Origin of the sequence: Curtobacterium sp. L3-7, from assembly GCF_048756585.1 — a bacterium.
Lineage (GTDB): Bacteria > Actinomycetota > Actinomycetes > Actinomycetales > Microbacteriaceae > Curtobacterium.
Window position 1 is genome coordinate 711,155 of sequence record NZ_CP151474.1, and the last position, 17,671, is coordinate 728,825.

Below are 17,671 nucleotides of genomic sequence, written 5' to 3' on the forward strand. Positions count from 1 at the left end.
CGGTCAGCCGGTGATCCGTCGTACGAGGTCGGTGATGATCGGCCAGACGTCACTGGCGCGGTCGGCCGAGCCGATCGCGACGGTGACGAGCGGGTAGGCCGTCACGGCGAGGGTGACGATGACCGCGAGGACCACCGGCACCCACGCCGCCACGCTACGACGCCGGGTCACGGCGAGGATCAGCAACGCGAGGACGACGACACCGCCGAGGACCGTCACGAGCGTGACCCGGATGACCGGGAACGGCACGAGACCGGCGGTGGTGGCCGTGACACCAGCCAGGAAGCCCGTCAGCGGCAGGAACGCCCCGAAGAAGAGCAGGAGGACGAGGACCACGCCGACCACGGTGGCGATCCAGACGCCGCGGGCGCGCGGCGGACGTTCTCGGCCGAAGCGACGACCGGAGCGGCCGGACCAGACGGTCATGCTCGGGTGTCCGGCTCGGTCGCTGCGGCTTCGGTGGCCTCCGCGGCGTGGGCGGCCGCGTCGGCCAAGTCGTCCGCGGTGCGCTTGGTCGCGTCCACCGCGTCATCGACGGCGCCCGAGCCGGCCACACGGGCCCGGTCGACGGCGTCGGAGCCGGCCACACTGGCCCGGTCGACGGTGTCAGCGGTCGACTCGCGCACCTCAGCTGCGGCGTCGCGCGCCCGGTCCGCGGTCTCGGACGCGGTGTCCCGCACCTGGTCGAGCGCCACGGCGGCGGCCGCTCGGGTCTGGTCGGTGGCGACGCGAGTCCGGTCGGCGACGTCGGCCCCGACCTCGCGCGCCCTCGAAGCCGCGTCGGCTCCGACCTCCTGCGCCTTCGCAGCCGCGTCGGTCGCGGCGTCCCTGACCCGCTCGGTCGCCTCCGCCGCCTTCTCCCGGACGGCGTCGACCGCTTCGGAGATCTTCGACGGCTCGTCGTCGAACGGGCCGTGCACGTCGGTGACCCGGACGTCGACCGTCGCGGGCCGTCCCGCGACCTGGGCGACGGCGTGGGCGACCTGCGCGCGGACCTCCTCGGCGACCGTGGTCACGCGTTCGGGGTAGGTGACGACGAGCGACACCTGCACGTCGAGCGTTCCGTCGGCGTCGTCCACCCGCACGCCGAGGGCGCTGGCGGTCCGGCCGAGGCGGGAGCGGACCTGGTCGGCCGCGCGTTCGAGCACGCCACCCAGGTGGTGCACGCCGTCGACGCCGATCGCGGTGACCGCTGCGGTGCGCGCGGCGACGGTGAGGACGCTGGCGTCCTCCGGCAGCGGCTCGGTCAGCGATGCGGGCAGGGCCACATCGGTGACGTGGGTGCGGGCGTGTGTCTCGTTCTCCATGATGTCCTCCTCGGTCCGGACAGGAGACGACGGGGCACCCGCTGGCGGATGCCCCGTCGTCGTCACTGCAGCTGCCTAGTTCTTGAAGACGTCCTTGACGTCCTCGCCCGTCTGCTTGACGTTGGCGGCGGCCTGGTCCTTCTTGCCCTCGGCGACCTTGGAGTCGTCGTTGGTCGCGTTGCCGAGGGCTTCCTTCGCCTTGCCGGCGATGTCCTGGGCGGCGTTCTTGATCTTGTCGTCGAGACCCATCAGGGTTCCTTCCTTCGGTGGGCGGGAGCGCCCGTTGCAGTGGTGAGCGTGGGCCGGGAGGCCCGTGGTGCGTCCGGCGGTCGGCCTCAGCTGACCCTGGTGGTCGCCTTCGCGAGTGCCGAACGGGTGCCGCCGGTCAGGTGCACGAGCACCGGGACGGAGCGGCCGAGTGTGCGGTCGAGGACCTCGAGAGCACGGTCGACGGCGTCGAGCACGGCGACGGCGTCGCCGCCGCGTCGCACGGCGACACGGATCCGGGCCGCGCGCTGCCGGCGCACCTGGAAGACGTCGACCTTCGAGCCGACGACGTCACGGACGCCCGTGAGCTCGTGGTCCACGACGTCGCGGACGAGCGCCACGTTGATGGTGACGGCGTCGTCGCCGGAGCGTTCGCGGACGGCGACGGACGTTCCGCCGCCACCACGGGTGAACACCCACACGAGGGCGAGGACGATGACGACGGCGCAGGCCACGGCGACGATCCACAGCGACGCCGCGGGGACGTCGAGGCTGCGGGGGATCGTGACGTACGGGTCGACGGCATCGCGGACGGCCGGCAGGACACCGGCGCCGATGGTGATGCCGACGACGATGGCGACCAGTCCGAGGACGAACAGGATGATGCGGTTCAGGGTGCGGTTGCTCTTCGTCATGACAGCGTCCCTCGTTCTGCGAGCGTGACCTTCACGCGTCGGCCGAAGCGTTCGTCGAGTCGGCCGAGCCGTTCGGTGACCGCTGCGCGGACGGCGGCCTCGTCGACCGGCACGCCCGAGACCGGGACGACCCTGACGTCGGTGCGGTTGCCGCGGGAACTCGCCGAGGCGTTGCCCTCGGGGACCCCTGCTGCCGATCCGGCGGCGTTCGCCGCAGTGGCGGCGATGATGCGGGTGTCGATGACGACGGCTCCACGGTCGTGGGGCACCGGCGAACGGTGCTGCCGACCGGGCTTGAGTGCCAGGACGACGAGCACGACACCGAGCACGACGAGGACGACCGCGATCGCCTCGGCGATCGTGACGAACGCCGCATCGGGGCGGAGTGCCGTGTCGACGACCGTCTGCGGGTCGGCGAGGAGGGGGGCCGCGCCGACCGCGCGGAGGACCGACTCGGTGCCGATCCAGGCCGCGACGAGGACGAGCACCACGAGCGCGACCGACACGGCGGTCGACCGTGAGCGGTGCACGCTCCGGCGACGGATGCGTCGTTCGACGGCGTTGCCGCCGACGGGACTGCTGCTCATGACGATCTCCTAGGCGACGCGGGTCTCGCGCTCGCGCACGATCCCGGTCAGTTCGATGTGGGCACTGCCGACTCGGCGCCCGGTGAGGGCGCTGACCCGGTCACGGACCTCGGCCGCGGCGGCCGTCGCGCGGCCGACGAGGTCGTCGGCCGCCGCGATCGGTCCCGTGATGTCGAGGGCGAGCGACCCTTGGTGGTCTCCGAGTCCGACGTGGACCCGTTTCGCCGGGGCACCGAGGTGCTCGGCTGCGACGGCGCGCGCGCACGAGGTCAGGGCCCGCGCCGTGATCTCGACGCGGCCCGCGACCTCCGGGCCGCCGGTCACCGGGAGCTCCGGCGCCCGGTCAGCACGTCGGTCAGGGCACCGCGGTCGATGCGTCCGGACACGAGGGCGGCCACGAGGGCACCGACGAGGGCGAACACGACGACGAGGACGAAGCCCCAGAAGCCGAACTGCAGTGCGACGACTGCCAGGATGGCGCCGATCAGGGCGCCGGTGATGGTGGTGCTCATGCGACTCGCGCTTCCTTCTTCTCGTCATCGTCGTCGTCGTCACCCGGGATGAAGACGTCCTGCACGGTCACGTTGATCTCGGTGACCTCCATGCCGACGATCTGCTCGAGCGCACGGCTGACCGACGAGCGGACGCCCTCGGCGACCTGCTGCAGCGGCACCGGGTACTCGGCGACGATCACGATGTCGGCCGCGACCTGCTTCTCGCCGACCTCGACCTTGACGCCCTGTCCGAGGTCACGCTGGCCGATGGCGTCGCGGATGGCGCCGATGGCACGGGCTGCGCCGCTGCCGAGGGAGTGGACGCCGTTGACCTCACGGGCGGCGATGCCGGCGACCTTCGAGACGACGGTGTCGTCGATGACGGTCTTGCCCGTCGTGGTGCCCGACGTGGCCGGAGCGGTCCGTGCGGCCGTCGTCGCTGCTGCGGTGCCCGGGGTGGTGGTCGTGTCTGCCATGGTTGCTTCCTTCCGTGAGTCCCGCCAGGTGATCCCAGCGGTTGCTGTTCACGGATGAGACGGGCTGACCCAGACAGAAGTCACACGGGATCACTGCTTCTCAGAGAAGTGCCAGACAACGATCGATCGGGGGACGGGCTTGTCCCCCGCAGCACGGAGCGCTCAGGGATCGACGCGGATTCCGTCCGGCTGCGTGCGCTTCCGGATGCTCCGGTCCGACCCGGCTCGGACCGCACGGACGCGGGCCATCGGCGTCGTCCCGAGCTCGCGTTCGAACAGCTGTTGCAGCCGCCGCGGCTGGAGTCCCACCGCGCGGGAGATGCCCGCGACCGTGAGCGGTTCGGCGGCGTGGGCGTCGATGAAGGCGAGCGCGCGCCGCAGTCGCGGGGACGGTGTCTCCGAGCCGGGAGCGGCGGCGTGGACCGCTCGGACGGTGGCACCGGGGGACTCCTCGAACCGGTCCCGGTAGGCAGCAGCGAACCGCCCGCCGTTCGTGAAACCCCATGCCTGCGCGATCTCGGTGACGCGACCAGGGTCGGCGGTCCGCAGGAGTTCGCTCCGCACCCCGTCGAGGCGCTGGTCTCGGAGGAAGCGACTCGGTGTCTTCCCCAGCGTCCGCAGGAAGACGTCCTGGAGCCCGCGTTCGCGGAGGCCCACGGCGTCGGCGATCGTCCCGACGGCCGGCCGTTCGCGGGCGTGCTCCTCGATGAACCGGATCGCGTCACGCAGTCGGCTCGCCAGGGGCACGTCGTCGCCGCGGTCACGGAGCGGGAACGTGTCGAGGACGACGACGGCGAGCCGCCGGTTGAGCGCGGTGCGCATCGGTCCCCAGACCCGGTCGTCGAGGAGCGCCGGCCCGAGCTCGCGGATCAGGCGACGGAGGGGTTCCCGGCGTGCGACGATGTCGTCCTGTTGATCGAAGAGCAGCGGGCCGTCCGGCAGCAGGAACCCGAGCTCACGGCCGACCGAGCGGAGGAACCGGTCGGCGATGTGGACGCCGTTGTAGAGCGTGTCCTCCGACTCGAAGCGGTACGCCTCCGACGCCGAGGCGATGTAGGGCGCACCGGGGAGCACGACACGGGTGCGGTCCGCGAAGTGCATCTCGAGGTGCCCGCGCGTCAGCCAGAACACGACGTGGTCGTCCCGCGGACCGATCACCCCGCTGCGACGCCCGCCGGACGCGTCCATGGTGCGCAGGGAGAGGTCGTCGTCGCCGATGACCGAGTACTCGTACCGGGTCCCCGGCGCCACCTCGGTGTCCGAGGCGAACCCGGACCCGCCGTACTCGGAGGTGAAGATCGCCGTGTAGCCGCTGCCGTCGACGTCCGTGAACCGCTCGCGGCGGAACCCCCTGGACGACGTCGTGCTCACGAGGACATCATCACATCAGCGGTCAGGAAGACGCCTGTCCTTCCGGCACGAGTGCCTGGACGGACAGGAGCTGCGCCTGTGCGTCGTCGCAGGCGGTGTAGTCGGTGTCCGCGACGAAGAGCGACGCCTTCGACCCCGGCGGGTAGACGCGGAACCCGTCCGGCGTCCGTGGGGAGCACGCCGCGTCGGAGTAGTTGCCCGCCTGCCCGATCTTCAGCGGTGCGACGGCGGTCTGTCCGGGCGCGAGGGTGACCGTCGGGTGCGGGGATCCCTTGTCCTGCTCGGCGGCGGCGCCGATCTGGGTGCCGTTGCCCCCGCCGACGAAGGAGACGCCCGGCCACCCCTGGAGCGTGCAGCTCGCGGATCCGGTGTTCTGCAGGGCGAGGTGCACGACGACGCTCCCGGCTGCACCCCCGCTCCCGGGCTGGATCGACGCGGCGAGGTCGCCGGCTGCGCACTGCCCGGAACCGCCGGCCGACGAGCCACCGCTCGACGATCCGCTGTCACCGCCGGCCGACGCAGCGGCCGACGGCGCAGGCGAGGTCGACGGGGTCGGCGTCGCGGTGACGGTCTTCGTCGCGGTGGCGGTGGCCGTCGCGGTGTCGCTACCGCCGGACGCGCACCCGGCGAGGGCCCCGATCGCCAGGATGCCCACCGCCCCGAGCATGATCACGGTTCCCTTGCTGGACTGCATGACGGCAGGTAACCACCGCGGGAGACGATGCGTCCCGGTATCCACTCAGGGACCGCGAGCACACTCGCGCCGTACGGCACAGTTGCCGTGCACAGGACCCGGAGGACGGACCATGGCAGGCAAGCACGAACAGATCCGAGGCGACGGAGACCGCGCGGACGGCGTCGAGCCGGTCGCGGGGGCGTTCGTCGACAGCGACATCCCCGGCGAGGAACAGCCCAGGTCGAACGAGCCGGTCGGCGAGTTCGTCGCGAGCGACATCCCCGGCGAGGACGTCCCCACGACGACGGGCACCGACGGCGAGTACGTCGAGTCGGACATCCCCGGCGAGGACGAGCCGCGTCCGTCCGGCGAGGTCGGGCACTACGTCGACACCGGCAGCGGCACCGACGACACAGAGAACGGCTGAGCAGCGAACGGCTGAGCAGTGAACGGCTGAGCCGCGGACGGCTGCGGGCTAGTCGATGAGATCCGCCTGCGTCAGCAGGCGGATCGTCTCGACACCAGCCGGCGGGCACCGGTCCCGGTCCGCGGAGGTGACCCACTCGACCTCGTCCACCTCTGCGGAGGCGACGGGCGTGGCGGAGTCCAGCGGGCCTCCTGGCCGGACCAGGAAGAGGGTCATCGCGACCATCGTCCCCGGAGCCTGCCCGTGTGCCGGCTCGGTGACGACGGCGAACTGGTCGACGTCGGCGGCGGTGAGCTGCAGACCGGTCTCCTCGAACGCCTCCCGCACCACGGCCTCGACGTCGGTCTCGTGTGCCTCGGCCTTGCCGCCAGGCAGGTAGAGCACGTCGCGCTGTCGCGCTCGCACCATGAGCACGCGCCGGTCACGGACCAGCAGCAGCGCGCTGACGCGCAGCGTGGGAGCGTCGGCCGGGAGGCTCAGCTCGCGTCCGCCTCGTCGTCGCGCACCGGGGCGGTCCGGTCCGCCAGCGGCACGACGGGGGTTGGGACGTCCAGTTCCGCCTCGGGTTCCGGGCGCACACCGTAGAGGGCCTCGAGCGCGCCGACGAACTCCTCGCCGCGCCCGGCGCGACCCAGCTCGCGTGCGCGGACCGACGGACGGTGCAGCAGGACGCCGACGAGGTGCCGGAGCGCCCGCTCGGTGTGCTCCGCCGACTCCGGCGTGCTGTCCCCGCGTCGGTTGGCGCGGTCGATCTCGTCGTCGAGGATGTCGAAGACGTGCTTCCGGAACGCCACGAGCGCCGGGGTCGTCGACTGCTCGAGCGCCTGCGCACGGAAGCGGGACACGGCGTCGTCGACCATCGCCCTGGCTTCCGACTCGGCGTTCAGTTCGGAGATGGGCGCGTGGATGCTGATGGTCTCGAGGTCGAGCAGCTCGACGCCGTCGACGTGCGTGGCGTCGGGGTCGACGTTGCGGGGGAGCCCGAGGTCGATGACGATGCGTCGGACCCCGTCGTCGAGGTCGGCCGGCTCGATCACCGGGACCTCGCTCGAGGTGCAGGTGATGACGACGTCGCTCGTGGCGATCGCCCGGCGCAGGTCGTGGGCGGCGACGAGGTCGTGCTTCGCGGCGAACCACGGGGCGCGGCCGGACGGCGAGTACACCTGGATTCGCTCGGCTCCGCGGTCGCGCAGTGCGGCGATCGTCGTGGCCGCGTAGCTGCCCGTCCCGACGAGGAGCACGTTCGTCTGCGCCCAGTCCGTCACGCGGGACGACGCGAGTTCGAGGCCGAGGCGCACGAGCGAGCGACCGGCCGCCCCGATGCGGGTGCGGGTCTTGACGCCGCGGGAGGTGTGCGCGGCTTCCTGGAAGAGCCGCTCGAGGTCAGAGGTGGTGGTGCCGTTGGCGCGCGCGTCCTCGAGCGAGCGGCGGACCTGTCCGGAGATCTCGGTCTCGCCGATGACCACGGACTCCAGGCCGCTGGAGACGGCGAAGAGGTGCTGGACGACGTCCTTGCCGCCGAGCACGGAGACGGAGTCGAGGACCTCGGTGCCGGTCAGTCCGCTGGCGCTGGCGACGGCCTCGACCGTGGCGGACACGGCGGAGTCGCTGTCGCCGGCGATGTCGAGGTAGGCCTCGAAGCGGTTGCAGGTCGCGAGGACCACGGCACCGTCGAGGACGTCCGACTCGGTGACCAGTCGGGAGGCGGCCGCGGGGGCGCCGATGCTCAGTCGCTCCAGGAGGTCGAAGCTGGCGTTGCGATGCGACGCCGTGAGACAGATGAGCACGTACTCCATGGTACCGCGCTCGATGGGAGAATCGTGCGGTGACCGACGCATCCACAGCCGCACTGCCCGCAACGCACCCGCTCGCCGACGGTCGCACCGCCCGATCCCCGCTGGTCAGGGCCCTTCGCGGGGACCGCCCCGAGACGCTGCCGGTGTGGTTCATGCGCCAGGCCGGACGGTCGCTCCCCGAGTACCGCGAGCTCCGCGTCGGCACCGCGATGCTCGACGCGTGCCTCGACCCGGCGATGGCGTCCGAGATCACGCTGCAGCCCGTCCGCCGGCACGGGGTGGACGCCGGCATCTTCTTCAGCGACATCGTCGTCCCGATCAAGCTCGCGGGTGTGGACGTCGAGATCGTCCCCGGTCGGGGCCCGGTCCTCGGCTCCCCGATCCGCACGGCAGCCGACGTCGACGCGCTCGAGTCGCTCGACCCGGCCGCGCTCGCACCGATCGCCGAGGCCGTCCAGCGCACCGTCGCCGAACTCGGGAGCACCCCGCTCATCGGGTTCGCCGGTGCCCCGTTCACCCTCGCGGCCTACCTGGTCGAGGGCGGCCCGTCGAAGGACCACATCCGCGCCCGCACGCTCATGCACGCCGAGCCGGAGACCTGGTCGCGCCTGCTCGCCTGGGCGGCCGAGGTGTCGGGGACGTTCCTCCGCGCCCAGGTGCTCGCCGGGGCATCGGCCGCACAGCTCTTCGACTCGTGGGTCGGGTCGCTCTCCCGCGCCGACTACCTCGAGCACGTCGCACCGCACTCCGCCGCGGCGCTCGCGCACGTGGCCGACCTCGGCGTCCCGCGCATCCACTTCGGCGTCGGCAGCGGCGAGGTCCTGCGGGACATGACGACCCTCGGCACCGACGGGGTCCAGGTGGACGCGGTCGGCGTCGACTGGCGGCTCCCGCTGGACGAGGCCGTCGCCCGCGTCGGCACCGGCGTCACCGTGCAGGGCAACGTCGACCCGGCGATGCTCTCCGCGCCGTGGGAGGTGCTCGAGGCGCACGTGCGTGACGTGGTCCGTCGCGGTGGCGCTGCACGCGCACACGTCGTGAACCTCGGGCACGGTGTCCCGCCGGAGACCGACCCGACCGTGCTGACCCGCCTGGTCGAGCTCGTGCACGCGCTCGGGGACGGGACCGACGTCGCCGGGAGCCCCGCGTGACGGAGGCGATCGTCGTCGGGGGCGGGGTCGCCGGGCTCGTCGCCGCTCGTGACCTCGCCAAGGCCGGGGTGCACGTGGTGCTCGTCGAGGCCTCCGGCACGCTCGGCGGCATGGTCCGCCGGCACACCGTCGCCGGCATCGACCTCGACATGGCGGCGGACTCGTTCGCGACGAGGACCGACGCCGTGTCGACGCTCGCGATCGAACTCGGCCTCGGCAACGACGTCGTCGCGCCCGACCCCGGGGGCGCGTGGCTCATGACGCGCACCGGCAGGGTCGCCCCGATCCCCGCGACCGGGCTCCTCGGCATCCCCGGCAGCCCCATGGCCGCCGACGTGCTCGCCGTCGTCGGTCAGGGCGCCGCGTTCCGGGCGCAACTCGACTCCCTCATCCCGTCGCCGGTCGGTGCAAGGGCCCGGTCGCTCGGCGAGCTCGTCCGGAAGCGGATGGGCGCGAGGGTCCTCGACGACCTCGTCGTCCCGATCGTCGCCGGTGTCCACTCCACGCACCCGGACGACCTCGACCCCGACCGTGTCGCACCGGGACTCCGTGCCGCCCTGCAGCGCGAGGGGTCCCTCGCCCGCGCCGTGCTCGCGCTCCGCGAACGTGCGACGGCCGGTTCCGCGGTGCAGGGCATCCGGGGCGGGATCGTCCGGATCGTCGACGAGCTCGTCCGTGACATGGAGACGTACCGGGTGGACGTCCGGCTGCACACCCGTGCGACCGCGATCGAGCGCGCTGCGGTCGAGGTGCGGGGAGCGGACGGCACCACCGAGCGACTCGTCGCCGACCACGTCATGTCGGCGGTGCCCGACCCGCACCGACCGGCGGCGCCGACCCGCACCGGCATCGAGCTCGTCACCCTGGTGGTCGACCAGCCCGCCCTCGACGCCGCGCCGCGCGGCACCGGGATGCTCGTGCACCCGGATGCCACCGGTGTGCGGGCGAAGGCGCTCACGCACGCCACCGCGAAGTGGCCGTGGCTGGCCGATGCCGCCGACGGGCGCCACGTCCTGCGACTCAGCTACGCGACGTCCGCAGCCGACGCGGCGGACGTGGGGACGAGCCTCCCGATCGACCCGCGGAGCGAGACCGGTGTGCGGGCGACGACGGACGCGACCACCCTGCTCGGGACGCCGATCGCCCCGGAGGACGTCGTCGGGGCAGCCCGCGTCCTCTGGAACGGTCCGGACGGCGGCGCCGCCGGCCTCGCCGACGGCGTCGTCGGGATCGGGGAGGGGTCCCGCGGTCGGGGGCTCGCCGGGATCGTCGACGGAACCAGGTCCGCCGTGCGGGGTCTGCTCGGTTCCTGAGCGGACCGCCGACCCCCCGAGGGCTACTGTTGGTGGAACGCCGACACATTCCGTTCGGCGCATGACCACCGCACACTGACTCAAACGGAGGAACCATGCGAGGCAGGCTCCTGTTCGTCGCCGGCGCAGCACTCGGGTACGTCCTGGGATCGCGAGCCGGACGGGCGCGGTACGAGCAGATCAAGACCGTCACCGGCAAGATCTGGAACAGCAACGGCGTCCAGCAGGGCGTCCATACCGTCGAGGAGTTCGTCGCGGACAAGACGCCCGACGTGGCCGAGTTCGTCGGTGAGCAGACCAAGAAGGTCGTCCGCAAGGTCGGCCAGAAGAAGGACGCCCAGGCCTCATGACCGACACCCGTGACCGGAAACCGCGATCGCTGTTCGGTCTCGTCGGGGACGTCCCACAGCTCGTCAAGAACCTCGTCAAGGGTGAGATCGCGCTCCTCAAGGCCGAGCTGGTCGGCAAGGCGAAGGTCTTCGCGATCGCCGCGGGGCTGCTCATCGCGGCGCTCGTGATCGTGCTGTACGCGATCGGCGTGCTGCTGACGGCTGCCGTGATGGGCCTCGCGACCGTCATGCCCGCGTGGTTGGCGGCGCTGGTCGTCGCCTTCGTGATGCTCATCGTCGCCGCGATCCTCGGGCTCGTCGGCTGGAAGCGCTTCAAGAAGGGGCTGCCGATCACGCCGAAGCGCACGATCGACAGCGTGAAGAACGACATCAACGCGGTGAAGGGCATGGGGAAGAAGCCCACGCCCGAGACCCAGCACGCGTACCGCAAGCCGGACGTCGGCGGCCGGTTCTGACACCCGTACCATCCCCGGAGGAACCCGTGACCGACCAGCACCCCCACGACCAGCTCGCCGACGACGTCGCCGCGACCCGTGCCCAGCTCTTCGACACCCTCGACGCGATCGAGGACAAGCTCAACGTGCCGAAGCAGATCGGCATCGCTGCGTCGAAGGTGAAGCGCGGCGCGCAGGAGAACCCGGTGCCGTACCTGGCCGGGCTCGCAGCGGGCGTGGCAGTGGTCGGGGGTATCGTCGTATCGGTGCTCCGACGGCGGTAGCGCTCGCCGCCGGACGGGGAGCGGCGTTCCCCCTTGCAACCGATAGGACAATGGACGCATGAGTTCCACCGTGCCCACGCACGAGCCGTCCCCTGACTCCGGGATCGACCCGAACCTCCTCACGGCGTACGCGCTGTGGGCCGTGTTCCGCCGGCCCCTCGGCCCGATCCACACCGTCGGTGACGACGCCGTGGCCGAGCTCGACTCCGTCGTGAGCGCCGCCGCCGACCGCGGCGTGACCATCCGCGGGTTCTACGACGTCTCCGGCTTCCGTGCCGACGCCGACGTCATGGTCTGGCTGCACGGCGACGACGCGCAGGCGATCCAGGCCGTGCTGCGCGAGATCCGCCGGACCGGGTTGTTCCAGGACGCCGAACCGGTGTGGCACGCGATGGCGATGCACCGCGAGGCCGAGTTCAACAAGCGGCACACCCCCGCGTTCCTCCGTGGCAAGGACCCGGAAGCCTGGATCACGGTGTACCCGTTCGTCCGCTCCTACGAGTGGTACCTCCTGCCGGAGGAAGAGCGCAGCACGATGCTCCGCGACCACGGGATCGCCGGCGCGAAGTACCGCCGCGTGCTGACGAACACCATCGCCACCTTCGCCCTGAGCGACTACGAGTGGATCCTGCCGCTCGAGAGCCCCGACCTGGTGGACCTCGTCGACCTGATGCGCGACCTGCGCTACACCGAGGCGCGCATGCACGTGCGCGAAGAGGTCCCCTTCTTCACCGGTCGTCGGGTGACGACCGCCGAGCTGCCGGAGGTCCTGTCATGACCGACACGTCCAAGATCACGAACGGCCAGCTGGTGATCGCCGCGACCCCCGCTGCTGCGGACGGCCCCGAGCACGTCGAGACCCCGGTGGCGTACGACGCCATCCTGCTCGCCGGGTTCGGCGGACCAGAGGGCCAGGACGACGTCATCCCGTTCCTCCGCAACGTCACGCGTGGCCGTGGCATCCCGGACGAGCGGCTCGAAGAGGTCGCGCACCACTACCGCCACTTCGGCGGCGTCAGCCCGATCAACGCCCAGAACCGTGCGCTGAAGGCCGCGCTCGAGGCCGAGCTCGCCGCGCGCGGGATCGACATGCCGGTCCTGTGGGGCAACCGCAACTGGGAGCCCTACCTCGAGGACGCCTTCACCGAGGCGGCCGAGAAGGGTCACACCAAGCTCATCGCCATCGCCACGAGCGCCTACTCGTCCTTCTCGAGCTGCCGGCAGTACCGCGAGGACTACGCCCGCGTGCTCGACGCCACCGGCTTGATCGACACGATCCAGGTCGACAAGGTCCGGCAGTTCTTCGACCACCCGGGCTTCGTCCGTCCGTTCGTCGACGGTGTGCGGGACGGCATCGCACAGGCGATCGCCGAGAACGACGGACTCGACGTCGCGAACGAGCTGCAGATCCTGTTCTCGACGCACTCGATCCCGTCGACCGACGCCGCCAAGTCCGGTCCGGACTTCCGCGGCTTCGGCGACGGCGGCGCGTACGCCGCCCAGCACGAGGCCGTCGCACAGGTCGTCCTCGACCAGGCGTGGGCGGAGCTCCTCGAGCAGCCGGAGCACGCGCACCTGCAGGGCACGACGAAGCCGGCGTGGAAGCTCGTCTACCAGTCGCGCTCCGGCCCGCCGACGCAGCCGTGGCTCGAGCCCGACATCAACGACTACATGAACGAGGAGCTCAAGGGCGGCCCGACCCGCGCGGTGCTCATCGTGCCGCTCGGCTTCGTGAGCGACCACATGGAGGTCATGTGGGACCTCGACGAGGAGGCGACCGAGACCGCCGAGGAGCTCGGCTTCTGGTCGATCCGCACGCAGACGCCCGGCGTCGACCCGGCGTACGTCACCGGTCTCGTCGACCTGGTGCTCGAGCGCGTCAACGGCATCCCGACCGCGGAGCGTCCGCACATGACGGACATCGGCCCCTGGTACGACGTCTGCCGTCCTGGGTGCTGCGAGAACGAGCGTGCCGGGTTCAAGCCGGCGGCTGCCGGGCTCGCACCGTGACCGACGCGCCCGCGCCCATCCGGCTCGGGACCCGCGCCAGCCGGCTCGCGGTCGCGCAGTCGCAGGACATCGCCGACCGCCTGTCGAAGGCGGCCGGTCGTCCGGTCGAACTCGTCACGGTGACGAGCGAGGGCGACACGAACCGTGCGTCGCTCGCATCGCTCGGCGGCACCGGCGTCTTCGCCAGCGCCCTGCGCGAGGCCCTCGTCGCGAACGAGGTCGACGTCCTCGTGCACTCGCTCAAGGACCTGCCGACGGCGCCGTACCCGGGGCTCACGATCGGCGCGGTGCCGAAGCGTGCCGACGCCCGTGACGTCCTGGTGGCCAGGAACGCCGCCACGCTCGACTCCCTGCCGGAGGGCGCGAAGGTCGGCACGGGGTCGCCCCGCCGCGTCGCTCAGCTCAAGGCGAAGCGCCCGGACCTCGAGGTCGTGGACATCCGCGGCAACATCGACACCCGCATGGGCCGCGTGGGGGACGACCTCGACGCCGTGGTGCTCGCCGCCGCCGGCCTCGGCCGCATCGAGCGACTGAACGAGGCGACCGAGCTCCTCGACCTCGGGTTCTGGCCGAGTGCTCCCGGGCAGGGCGCGCTCGCGGTCGAGATCCGTTCGGACGAAGTCGACCGGAACCTCTTGGCTGCGCTCCGGAAGATCGAGCACGCGGCGACGCGACTGACCGTGTCGGCCGAGCGTCGGGTACTCGAGAAGCTCGAGGCGGGCTGCTCCGCACCGATCGGCGCCACGGCCATCGTCGACGCCGAGATGCTGCTCGTCTCGGCCACGGTCTACCGACCGGACGGCTCCGAGTACCGCACCGCGTCGCACGCCGCCGTCCTCGACGGCTCGGCGCAGGAGCGTCTCGCCGACGCGCTCGAGGTCGGTGACCGCGTGGCGGCCGAGCTCCTCGAGAACGGTGCCGCCGACCTGGCGGACATCGCGACGTCGTCGGAGTAGCCACGGACACCCGGGCGTCCGTCGTCGTCATCCCGCGGGGTGGCGGCTGGGGCGACCGTGTCGCCGCGGCCGCGCGCGAGCGCGGGCTGGACCCACGGATCGTCCCGTTGATCTCGTCTGCGCCCCCCGTGGATCCGGTCCCGTTGGCGACGGCGGCCTGGAGGCTCGGATCGCTCTCAGCCGCCGGTGACGTAACCCGCGTGGCTGGTTACGAATGGATCGTGGTGACCAGTGCGACGGCCGTGCGCGTCCTCGCCGGACGCGTGGCGGCCCTCCCGTCGGGTGTCCGCGTGGCGGCGGTCGGCGACCGCACCGCCCAGGCCGCCCGCGATGCGGGCTGGGCCGTCCACCTCGTCCCGGAGGACGCGTCGGCGCGCGGGCTCGTCGACGCGTTCCCGGACGTGTCCGGCGCGGTGCTCTTCCCGCGGTCGGACATCGCCGCTCCCACCGTCGTCGACGGCCTGCGCGCCCGCGGCATCGACGTGGACGACGTGGTCGCGTACCGTACCGTGGGGACCGGCGACGAGCCGGTCTGCCTCGACACGGTGCCGGATGCGGTCCTCGTGACGAGCGGCAGCGTCGCCCGCGAGATCGCCCGCCGGATGACCCCGCTCGACCCCCGCACGCTCGTGGCGTGCATCGGCCCAGGAACCGCCGCCGACGCCCGCGTCGCTGGACTGCCCGTGCACGTCGTCGCGCCGACCCGCTCCGCAGAATCCCTCCTCGACGCCGTCGTCGAGATCCTGAACCAGAACGCCCCCAACAGGAAGGCACCTCAGTGACCGGCCGCTTCCCCCAGGTCCGCCCCCGCCGACTCCGCGCCACCCCGGCGATGCGTCGTCTGGTGGCCGAGACACGTCTCCACCCCTCCGAGCTCGTGCTGCCGATGTTCATCCGCGAGGGAGCCACGTCCGCGGTGGACATCTCGAGCATGCCCGGGGTGCAGCAGCACTCGCTCGACTCGTTCCGGCGCGCGCTCGTCGACGCCGCCGACGCAGGGATCGGCGGGGTGAACCTGTTCGGCGTGCCCGTCTCGAAGGACGCGACCGGTTCGGGTGCGACCGACCCCGACGGCATCCTCAACGTGGCGATCCGCATCGCGCGTGAAGAGGTGGGTGACGCGCTCGTCGTGCAGTCCGACCTCTGCCTCGACGAGTTCACCGACCACGGGCACTGCGGTGTCCTGGCAGCGGACGGCAGCGTCGACAACGACGCGACCCTGTTGCGCTACCGCGACATGGCGGTCGCCCAGGCCGAGGCCGGCGCCGAGCTCGTCTGCATGAGCGGCATGATGGACGGCCAGATCGCCGCCGCACGTGACGCGCTCGATGCCGCGGGGTTCACCGGCACCGCACTCCTCGCGTACGCGGCGAAGTACGCGTCGGCGTTCTACGGCCCCTTCCGCGAGGCCGTGTCGTCGTCGCTCGTCGGCGACCGGCGGACCTACCAGATCGATGCCGCGAACGGTCGCCAGGGTCTCCGCGAGGTGGCTCTGGACGTGGACGAGGGCGCCGACATCGTGATGGTGAAGCCCGCGATGAGCTACCTCGACGTCCTCGCGTCGACCGCTGCGACGTCGCCGGTCCCGGTCTGGGCGTACCAGATCTCCGGCGAGTACGCGATGATCACCGCGGCGGCGCAGAACGGCTGGATCGACCGCGATGCCGCCGCGATGGAGTCGCTCGTCGGCATCAAGCGCGCCGGCGCCGACGCGATCCTGACCTACTTCGCGGTCGACATCGCCCGCACGCTCCGCCAGGAAGGCATCTGATGACGACCGCAGCTTCTCCCATGACGAACGGCCAGCTCTTCGGCCGCGCGAAGAACAGCATCCCCGGCGGCGTGAACTCGCCGGTCCGCGCCTACGGTTCCGTCGGCGGCACCCCGCGGTTCCTGGTGTCCGCGAAGGGGCCGTACGTCACCGATGCCGAGGGGCGCGAGTACGTCGACATGGTCGCGTCGTGGGGGCCCGCGATCCTGGGGCACGCGCACCCGGGCACGGTCGAGGCCGTCCAGCAGGCCGCCGCACGCGGGCTGTCGTTCGGTGCATCGACCCCAGGGGAGACCGAGCTCGCCGAACTCGTGAAGCAGCGGGTGTCGGTCGACGGCGACGGCCCCATCGAGAAGCTCCGCCTCGTGTCCACCGGGACCGAGGCCACGATGACGGCGATCCGGCTCGCGCGCGGGTACACCGGTCGGGACCTCCTCGTGAAGTTCGCCGGGCACTACCACGGCCACTCCGACTCCCTGCTGGCCGAGGCCGGCTCCGGCGTCGCGACGCTCGCGCTCCCGGGGAGCGCCGGCATCACCGCGGAGACGGCGGCGCAGACCCTCGTTCTGCCGTACAACGACCTCGACGCCGTCCGCCGCGCGTTCGACGAGCACTCCGAGCGCATCGCCGGCGTCATCGTCGAGGCCGCCGCCGCGAACATGGGTGTGCTCGCGCCGGAACGTGGCTTCAACCGGGCGCTCGCGCAGATCGTGCAGTCGCACGGCGCGCTGCTCATCGTCGACGAGGTGCTCACCGGGTTCCGCGTCGGGGCTGCCGGGTGGTGGGGGCTCGAAGCGTCGAAGGTCGTCCCGGACGGTGCCGGGTGGAAGCCCGACCTGATCACGTTCGGCAAGGTCATCGGTGGCGGCATGCCCCTCGCCGCGCTCGGTGGTCGTCGCGAGGTCATGGACTTCCTCGCCCCGCTCGGCCCCGTGTACCAGGCGGGGACGCTCTCCGGGAACCCGCTGGCGGTGGCCGCCGGGATCGCCACGCTCCGTGCGGCGACGGCATCGGTCTACGAGTCGCTGAACCGGACGGCGTCGGTGATCTCCGCGGCGACGTCGGAGGCGCTGTCGGCCGAGGGGGTCGCGCACACCGTCCAGCGCGCCGGGAACTTGTTCTCGTTCGCGTTCTCGGAGCAGGCACCGCGCGACTACGACGACGTGCGGGCGCAGGACACCTGGCGGTACGCGCCGTTCTTCCACGCGATGCTCGATGCCGGTGTGACGCTGCCGCCGAGCGTGTTCGAGGCGTGGTTCGTCACGGCCGCCCACGACGACCGTGCCGTCGGGCGGGTGCTCGACGCGCTGCCGGCTGCGGCGAAGGCGGCTGCAGCGGCCACGGCCCCCTGACCGCTGGTTGGATG

The 17,671-nt window shown here is 72.1% G+C and carries 24 protein-coding genes; 12 read left to right on the forward strand and 12 right to left on the reverse strand.

Annotated elements, in window-relative coordinates:
• Positions 1-3 precede the first annotated feature (3 nt).
• The 10 genes from AAEP80_RS03590 to AAEP80_RS03635 all read right to left on the reverse strand — a co-directional run bounded on the left by AAEP80_RS03590 (position 4) and on the right by AAEP80_RS03635 (position 5,831).
• A complete protein-coding gene (locus tag AAEP80_RS03590) occupies positions 4-426 on the reverse strand; it encodes an MFS transporter permease (protein WP_420365985.1) in 423 nt (140 codons plus the stop codon).
• Positions 423-1,307 carry an Asp23/Gls24 family envelope stress response protein gene (locus AAEP80_RS03595; protein ID WP_420365986.1) on the reverse strand — a complete coding sequence of 295 codons (885 nt, stop codon included), beginning with the start codon at positions 1,305-1,307 and terminating at the stop codon, positions 423-425. The genes AAEP80_RS03590 and AAEP80_RS03595 overlap by 4 nt, the downstream gene beginning before the upstream one ends.
• 75 nt (positions 1,308-1,382) lie before the next feature.
• Positions 1,383-1,556 (reverse strand): CsbD family protein, encoded by a 174-nt coding sequence (locus tag AAEP80_RS03600; RefSeq protein WP_281266400.1) that lies wholly within the window; start codon positions 1,554-1,556, stop codon positions 1,383-1,385.
• An 86-nt stretch (positions 1,557-1,642) separates the two neighbouring features.
• Complete coding sequence (locus AAEP80_RS03605; protein ID WP_420365987.1) at positions 1,643-2,209, reverse strand: hypothetical protein; 567 nt, start codon at positions 2,207-2,209, stop codon at positions 1,643-1,645.
• Positions 2,206-2,796, reverse strand: a complete 591-nt coding sequence (locus tag AAEP80_RS03610; RefSeq protein ID WP_420365988.1) for a DUF6286 domain-containing protein — start codon at positions 2,794-2,796, stop codon at positions 2,206-2,208. The genes AAEP80_RS03605 and AAEP80_RS03610 overlap by 4 nt, the downstream gene beginning before the upstream one ends.
• A 9-nt stretch (positions 2,797-2,805) precedes the next feature.
• Positions 2,806-3,120, reverse strand: a complete 315-nt coding sequence (locus AAEP80_RS03615) for a hypothetical protein (protein ID WP_281266403.1) — start codon at positions 3,118-3,120, stop codon at positions 2,806-2,808.
• Positions 3,117-3,308, reverse strand: coding sequence for a hypothetical protein (locus AAEP80_RS03620; RefSeq protein WP_402727650.1), 192 nt, complete (start codon positions 3,306-3,308; stop codon positions 3,117-3,119). The genes AAEP80_RS03615 and AAEP80_RS03620 overlap by 4 nt, the downstream gene beginning before the upstream one ends.
• Positions 3,305-3,766: an Asp23/Gls24 family envelope stress response protein gene (locus AAEP80_RS03625; RefSeq protein ID WP_413600373.1), complete on the reverse strand. Its 462-nt coding sequence runs from the start codon at positions 3,764-3,766 to the stop codon at positions 3,305-3,307. Before AAEP80_RS03625 ends, AAEP80_RS03620 begins: the two co-directional genes overlap by 4 nt.
• 162 nt (positions 3,767-3,928) lie before the next feature.
• Entirely contained in the window at positions 3,929-5,137 is a 1,209-nt protein-coding gene (locus tag AAEP80_RS03630) for a helix-turn-helix domain-containing protein (protein WP_420365989.1), read from the reverse strand.
• A gap of 22 nt (positions 5,138-5,159) precedes the next feature.
• Complete coding sequence (locus tag AAEP80_RS03635) at positions 5,160-5,831, reverse strand: DUF4232 domain-containing protein (protein ID WP_420365990.1); 672 nt, start codon at positions 5,829-5,831, stop codon at positions 5,160-5,162.
• A gap of 112 nt (positions 5,832-5,943) precedes the next feature.
• Between AAEP80_RS03635 and AAEP80_RS03640 the strand changes: the two genes are divergently transcribed.
• Complete coding sequence (locus AAEP80_RS03640) at positions 5,944-6,240, forward strand: hypothetical protein (RefSeq protein WP_420365991.1); 297 nt, start codon at positions 5,944-5,946, stop codon at positions 6,238-6,240.
• A gap of 48 nt (positions 6,241-6,288) precedes the next feature.
• Here the strand turns inward: AAEP80_RS03640 and AAEP80_RS03645 are convergent, their stop codons facing one another.
• Together AAEP80_RS03645 and AAEP80_RS03650 are read right to left on the reverse strand one after the other, a co-directional pair.
• Positions 6,289-6,720: an NUDIX hydrolase gene (locus AAEP80_RS03645; RefSeq protein WP_420366840.1), complete on the reverse strand. Its 432-nt coding sequence runs from the start codon at positions 6,718-6,720 to the stop codon at positions 6,289-6,291.
• The gene (locus tag AAEP80_RS03650) at positions 6,717-8,027 is read right to left on the reverse strand and encodes a glutamyl-tRNA reductase (protein WP_413600369.1); all 1,311 of its coding nucleotides are present in this window, start codon (positions 8,025-8,027) and stop codon (positions 6,717-6,719) included. The genes AAEP80_RS03645 and AAEP80_RS03650 overlap by 4 nt, the downstream gene beginning before the upstream one ends.
• Before the next feature lie 38 nt (positions 8,028-8,065).
• On the opposite strand from AAEP80_RS03650, the gene hemE reads away from it, so the two are divergent.
• From hemE to hemL, 11 genes are all read left to right on the forward strand, one after another.
• Positions 8,066-9,187: a uroporphyrinogen decarboxylase gene (gene hemE, locus AAEP80_RS03655; protein ID WP_420365992.1), complete on the forward strand. Its 1,122-nt coding sequence runs from the start codon at positions 8,066-8,068 to the stop codon at positions 9,185-9,187.
• Positions 9,184-10,500: a protoporphyrinogen/coproporphyrinogen oxidase gene (locus AAEP80_RS03660; RefSeq protein ID WP_420365993.1), complete on the forward strand. Its 1,317-nt coding sequence runs from the start codon at positions 9,184-9,186 to the stop codon at positions 10,498-10,500. The genes hemE and AAEP80_RS03660 overlap by 4 nt, the downstream gene beginning before the upstream one ends.
• 95 nt (positions 10,501-10,595) lie before the next feature.
• Positions 10,596-10,850, forward strand: a complete 255-nt coding sequence (locus AAEP80_RS03665; protein ID WP_281266412.1) for a hypothetical protein — start codon at positions 10,596-10,598, stop codon at positions 10,848-10,850.
• Positions 10,847-11,305: a phage holin family protein gene (locus AAEP80_RS03670; protein WP_420365994.1), complete on the forward strand. Its 459-nt coding sequence runs from the start codon at positions 10,847-10,849 to the stop codon at positions 11,303-11,305. Before AAEP80_RS03665 ends, AAEP80_RS03670 begins: the two co-directional genes overlap by 4 nt.
• A gap of 26 nt (positions 11,306-11,331) precedes the next feature.
• The gene (locus tag AAEP80_RS03675; protein WP_281266414.1) at positions 11,332-11,568 is read left to right on the forward strand and encodes a DUF3618 domain-containing protein; all 237 of its coding nucleotides are present in this window, start codon (positions 11,332-11,334) and stop codon (positions 11,566-11,568) included.
• 58 nt (positions 11,569-11,626) lie between these two features.
• Positions 11,627-12,346, forward strand: coding sequence for a hydrogen peroxide-dependent heme synthase (gene hemQ / locus AAEP80_RS03680; RefSeq protein ID WP_420365995.1), 720 nt, complete (start codon positions 11,627-11,629; stop codon positions 12,344-12,346).
• Complete coding sequence (locus AAEP80_RS03685) at positions 12,343-13,578, forward strand: ferrochelatase (protein ID WP_420365996.1); 1,236 nt, start codon at positions 12,343-12,345, stop codon at positions 13,576-13,578. Before hemQ ends, AAEP80_RS03685 begins: the two co-directional genes overlap by 4 nt.
• Entirely contained in the window at positions 13,575-14,534 is a 960-nt protein-coding gene (gene hemC, locus AAEP80_RS03690; protein ID WP_420365997.1) for a hydroxymethylbilane synthase, read from the forward strand. The genes AAEP80_RS03685 and hemC overlap by 4 nt, the downstream gene beginning before the upstream one ends.
• Positions 14,535-14,563: 29 nt before the next feature.
• Positions 14,564-15,316: a uroporphyrinogen-III synthase gene (locus AAEP80_RS03695; protein WP_420366841.1), complete on the forward strand. Its 753-nt coding sequence runs from the start codon at positions 14,564-14,566 to the stop codon at positions 15,314-15,316.
• Positions 15,313-16,305, forward strand: coding sequence for a porphobilinogen synthase (gene hemB, locus AAEP80_RS03700; protein ID WP_281267650.1), 993 nt, complete (start codon positions 15,313-15,315; stop codon positions 16,303-16,305). The genes AAEP80_RS03695 and hemB overlap by 4 nt, the downstream gene beginning before the upstream one ends.
• Positions 16,305-17,657, forward strand: coding sequence for a glutamate-1-semialdehyde 2,1-aminomutase (gene hemL, locus AAEP80_RS03705; protein ID WP_420365998.1), 1,353 nt, complete (start codon positions 16,305-16,307; stop codon positions 17,655-17,657). The genes hemB and hemL overlap by 1 nt, the downstream gene beginning before the upstream one ends.
• Positions 17,658-17,671: the final 14 nt, after the last annotated feature.

Bases quoted from the DNA above. Each gene is read 5' to 3' on its own strand.
- hemL (WP_420365998.1), top strand. From the start codon at position 16,305: ATGACGACCGCAGCTTCTCCCATGACGAACGGCCAGCTCTTCGGCCGC.
- AAEP80_RS03625 (WP_413600373.1), bottom strand. From the start codon at position 3,766: ATGGCAGACACGACCACCACCCCGGGCACCGCAGCAGCGACGACGGCC.
- AAEP80_RS03685 (WP_420365996.1), top strand. From the start codon at position 12,343: ATGACCGACACGTCCAAGATCACGAACGGCCAGCTGGTGATCGCCGCG.
- AAEP80_RS03635 (WP_420365990.1), bottom strand. From the start codon at position 5,831: ATGCAGTCCAGCAAGGGAACCGTGATCATGCTCGGGGCGGTGGGCATC.
- AAEP80_RS03600 (WP_281266400.1), bottom strand. From the start codon at position 1,556: ATGGGTCTCGACGACAAGATCAAGAACGCCGCCCAGGACATCGCCGGC.
- AAEP80_RS03620 (WP_402727650.1), bottom strand. From the start codon at position 3,308: ATGAGCACCACCATCACCGGCGCCCTGATCGGCGCCATCCTGGCAGTC.
- AAEP80_RS03590 (WP_420365985.1), bottom strand. From the start codon at position 426: ATGACCGTCTGGTCCGGCCGCTCCGGTCGTCGCTTCGGCCGAGAACGT.
- AAEP80_RS03665 (WP_281266412.1), top strand. From the start codon at position 10,596: ATGCGAGGCAGGCTCCTGTTCGTCGCCGGCGCAGCACTCGGGTACGTC.
- AAEP80_RS03595 (WP_420365986.1), bottom strand. From the start codon at position 1,307: ATGGAGAACGAGACACACGCCCGCACCCACGTCACCGATGTGGCCCTG.
- AAEP80_RS03610 (WP_420365988.1), bottom strand. From the start codon at position 2,796: ATGAGCAGCAGTCCCGTCGGCGGCAACGCCGTCGAACGACGCATCCGT.
- AAEP80_RS03670 (WP_420365994.1), top strand. From the start codon at position 10,847: ATGACCGACACCCGTGACCGGAAACCGCGATCGCTGTTCGGTCTCGTC.
- hemQ (WP_420365995.1), top strand. From the start codon at position 11,627: ATGAGTTCCACCGTGCCCACGCACGAGCCGTCCCCTGACTCCGGGATC.
- AAEP80_RS03605 (WP_420365987.1), bottom strand. From the start codon at position 2,209: ATGACGAAGAGCAACCGCACCCTGAACCGCATCATCCTGTTCGTCCTC.
- AAEP80_RS03640 (WP_420365991.1), top strand. From the start codon at position 5,944: ATGGCAGGCAAGCACGAACAGATCCGAGGCGACGGAGACCGCGCGGAC.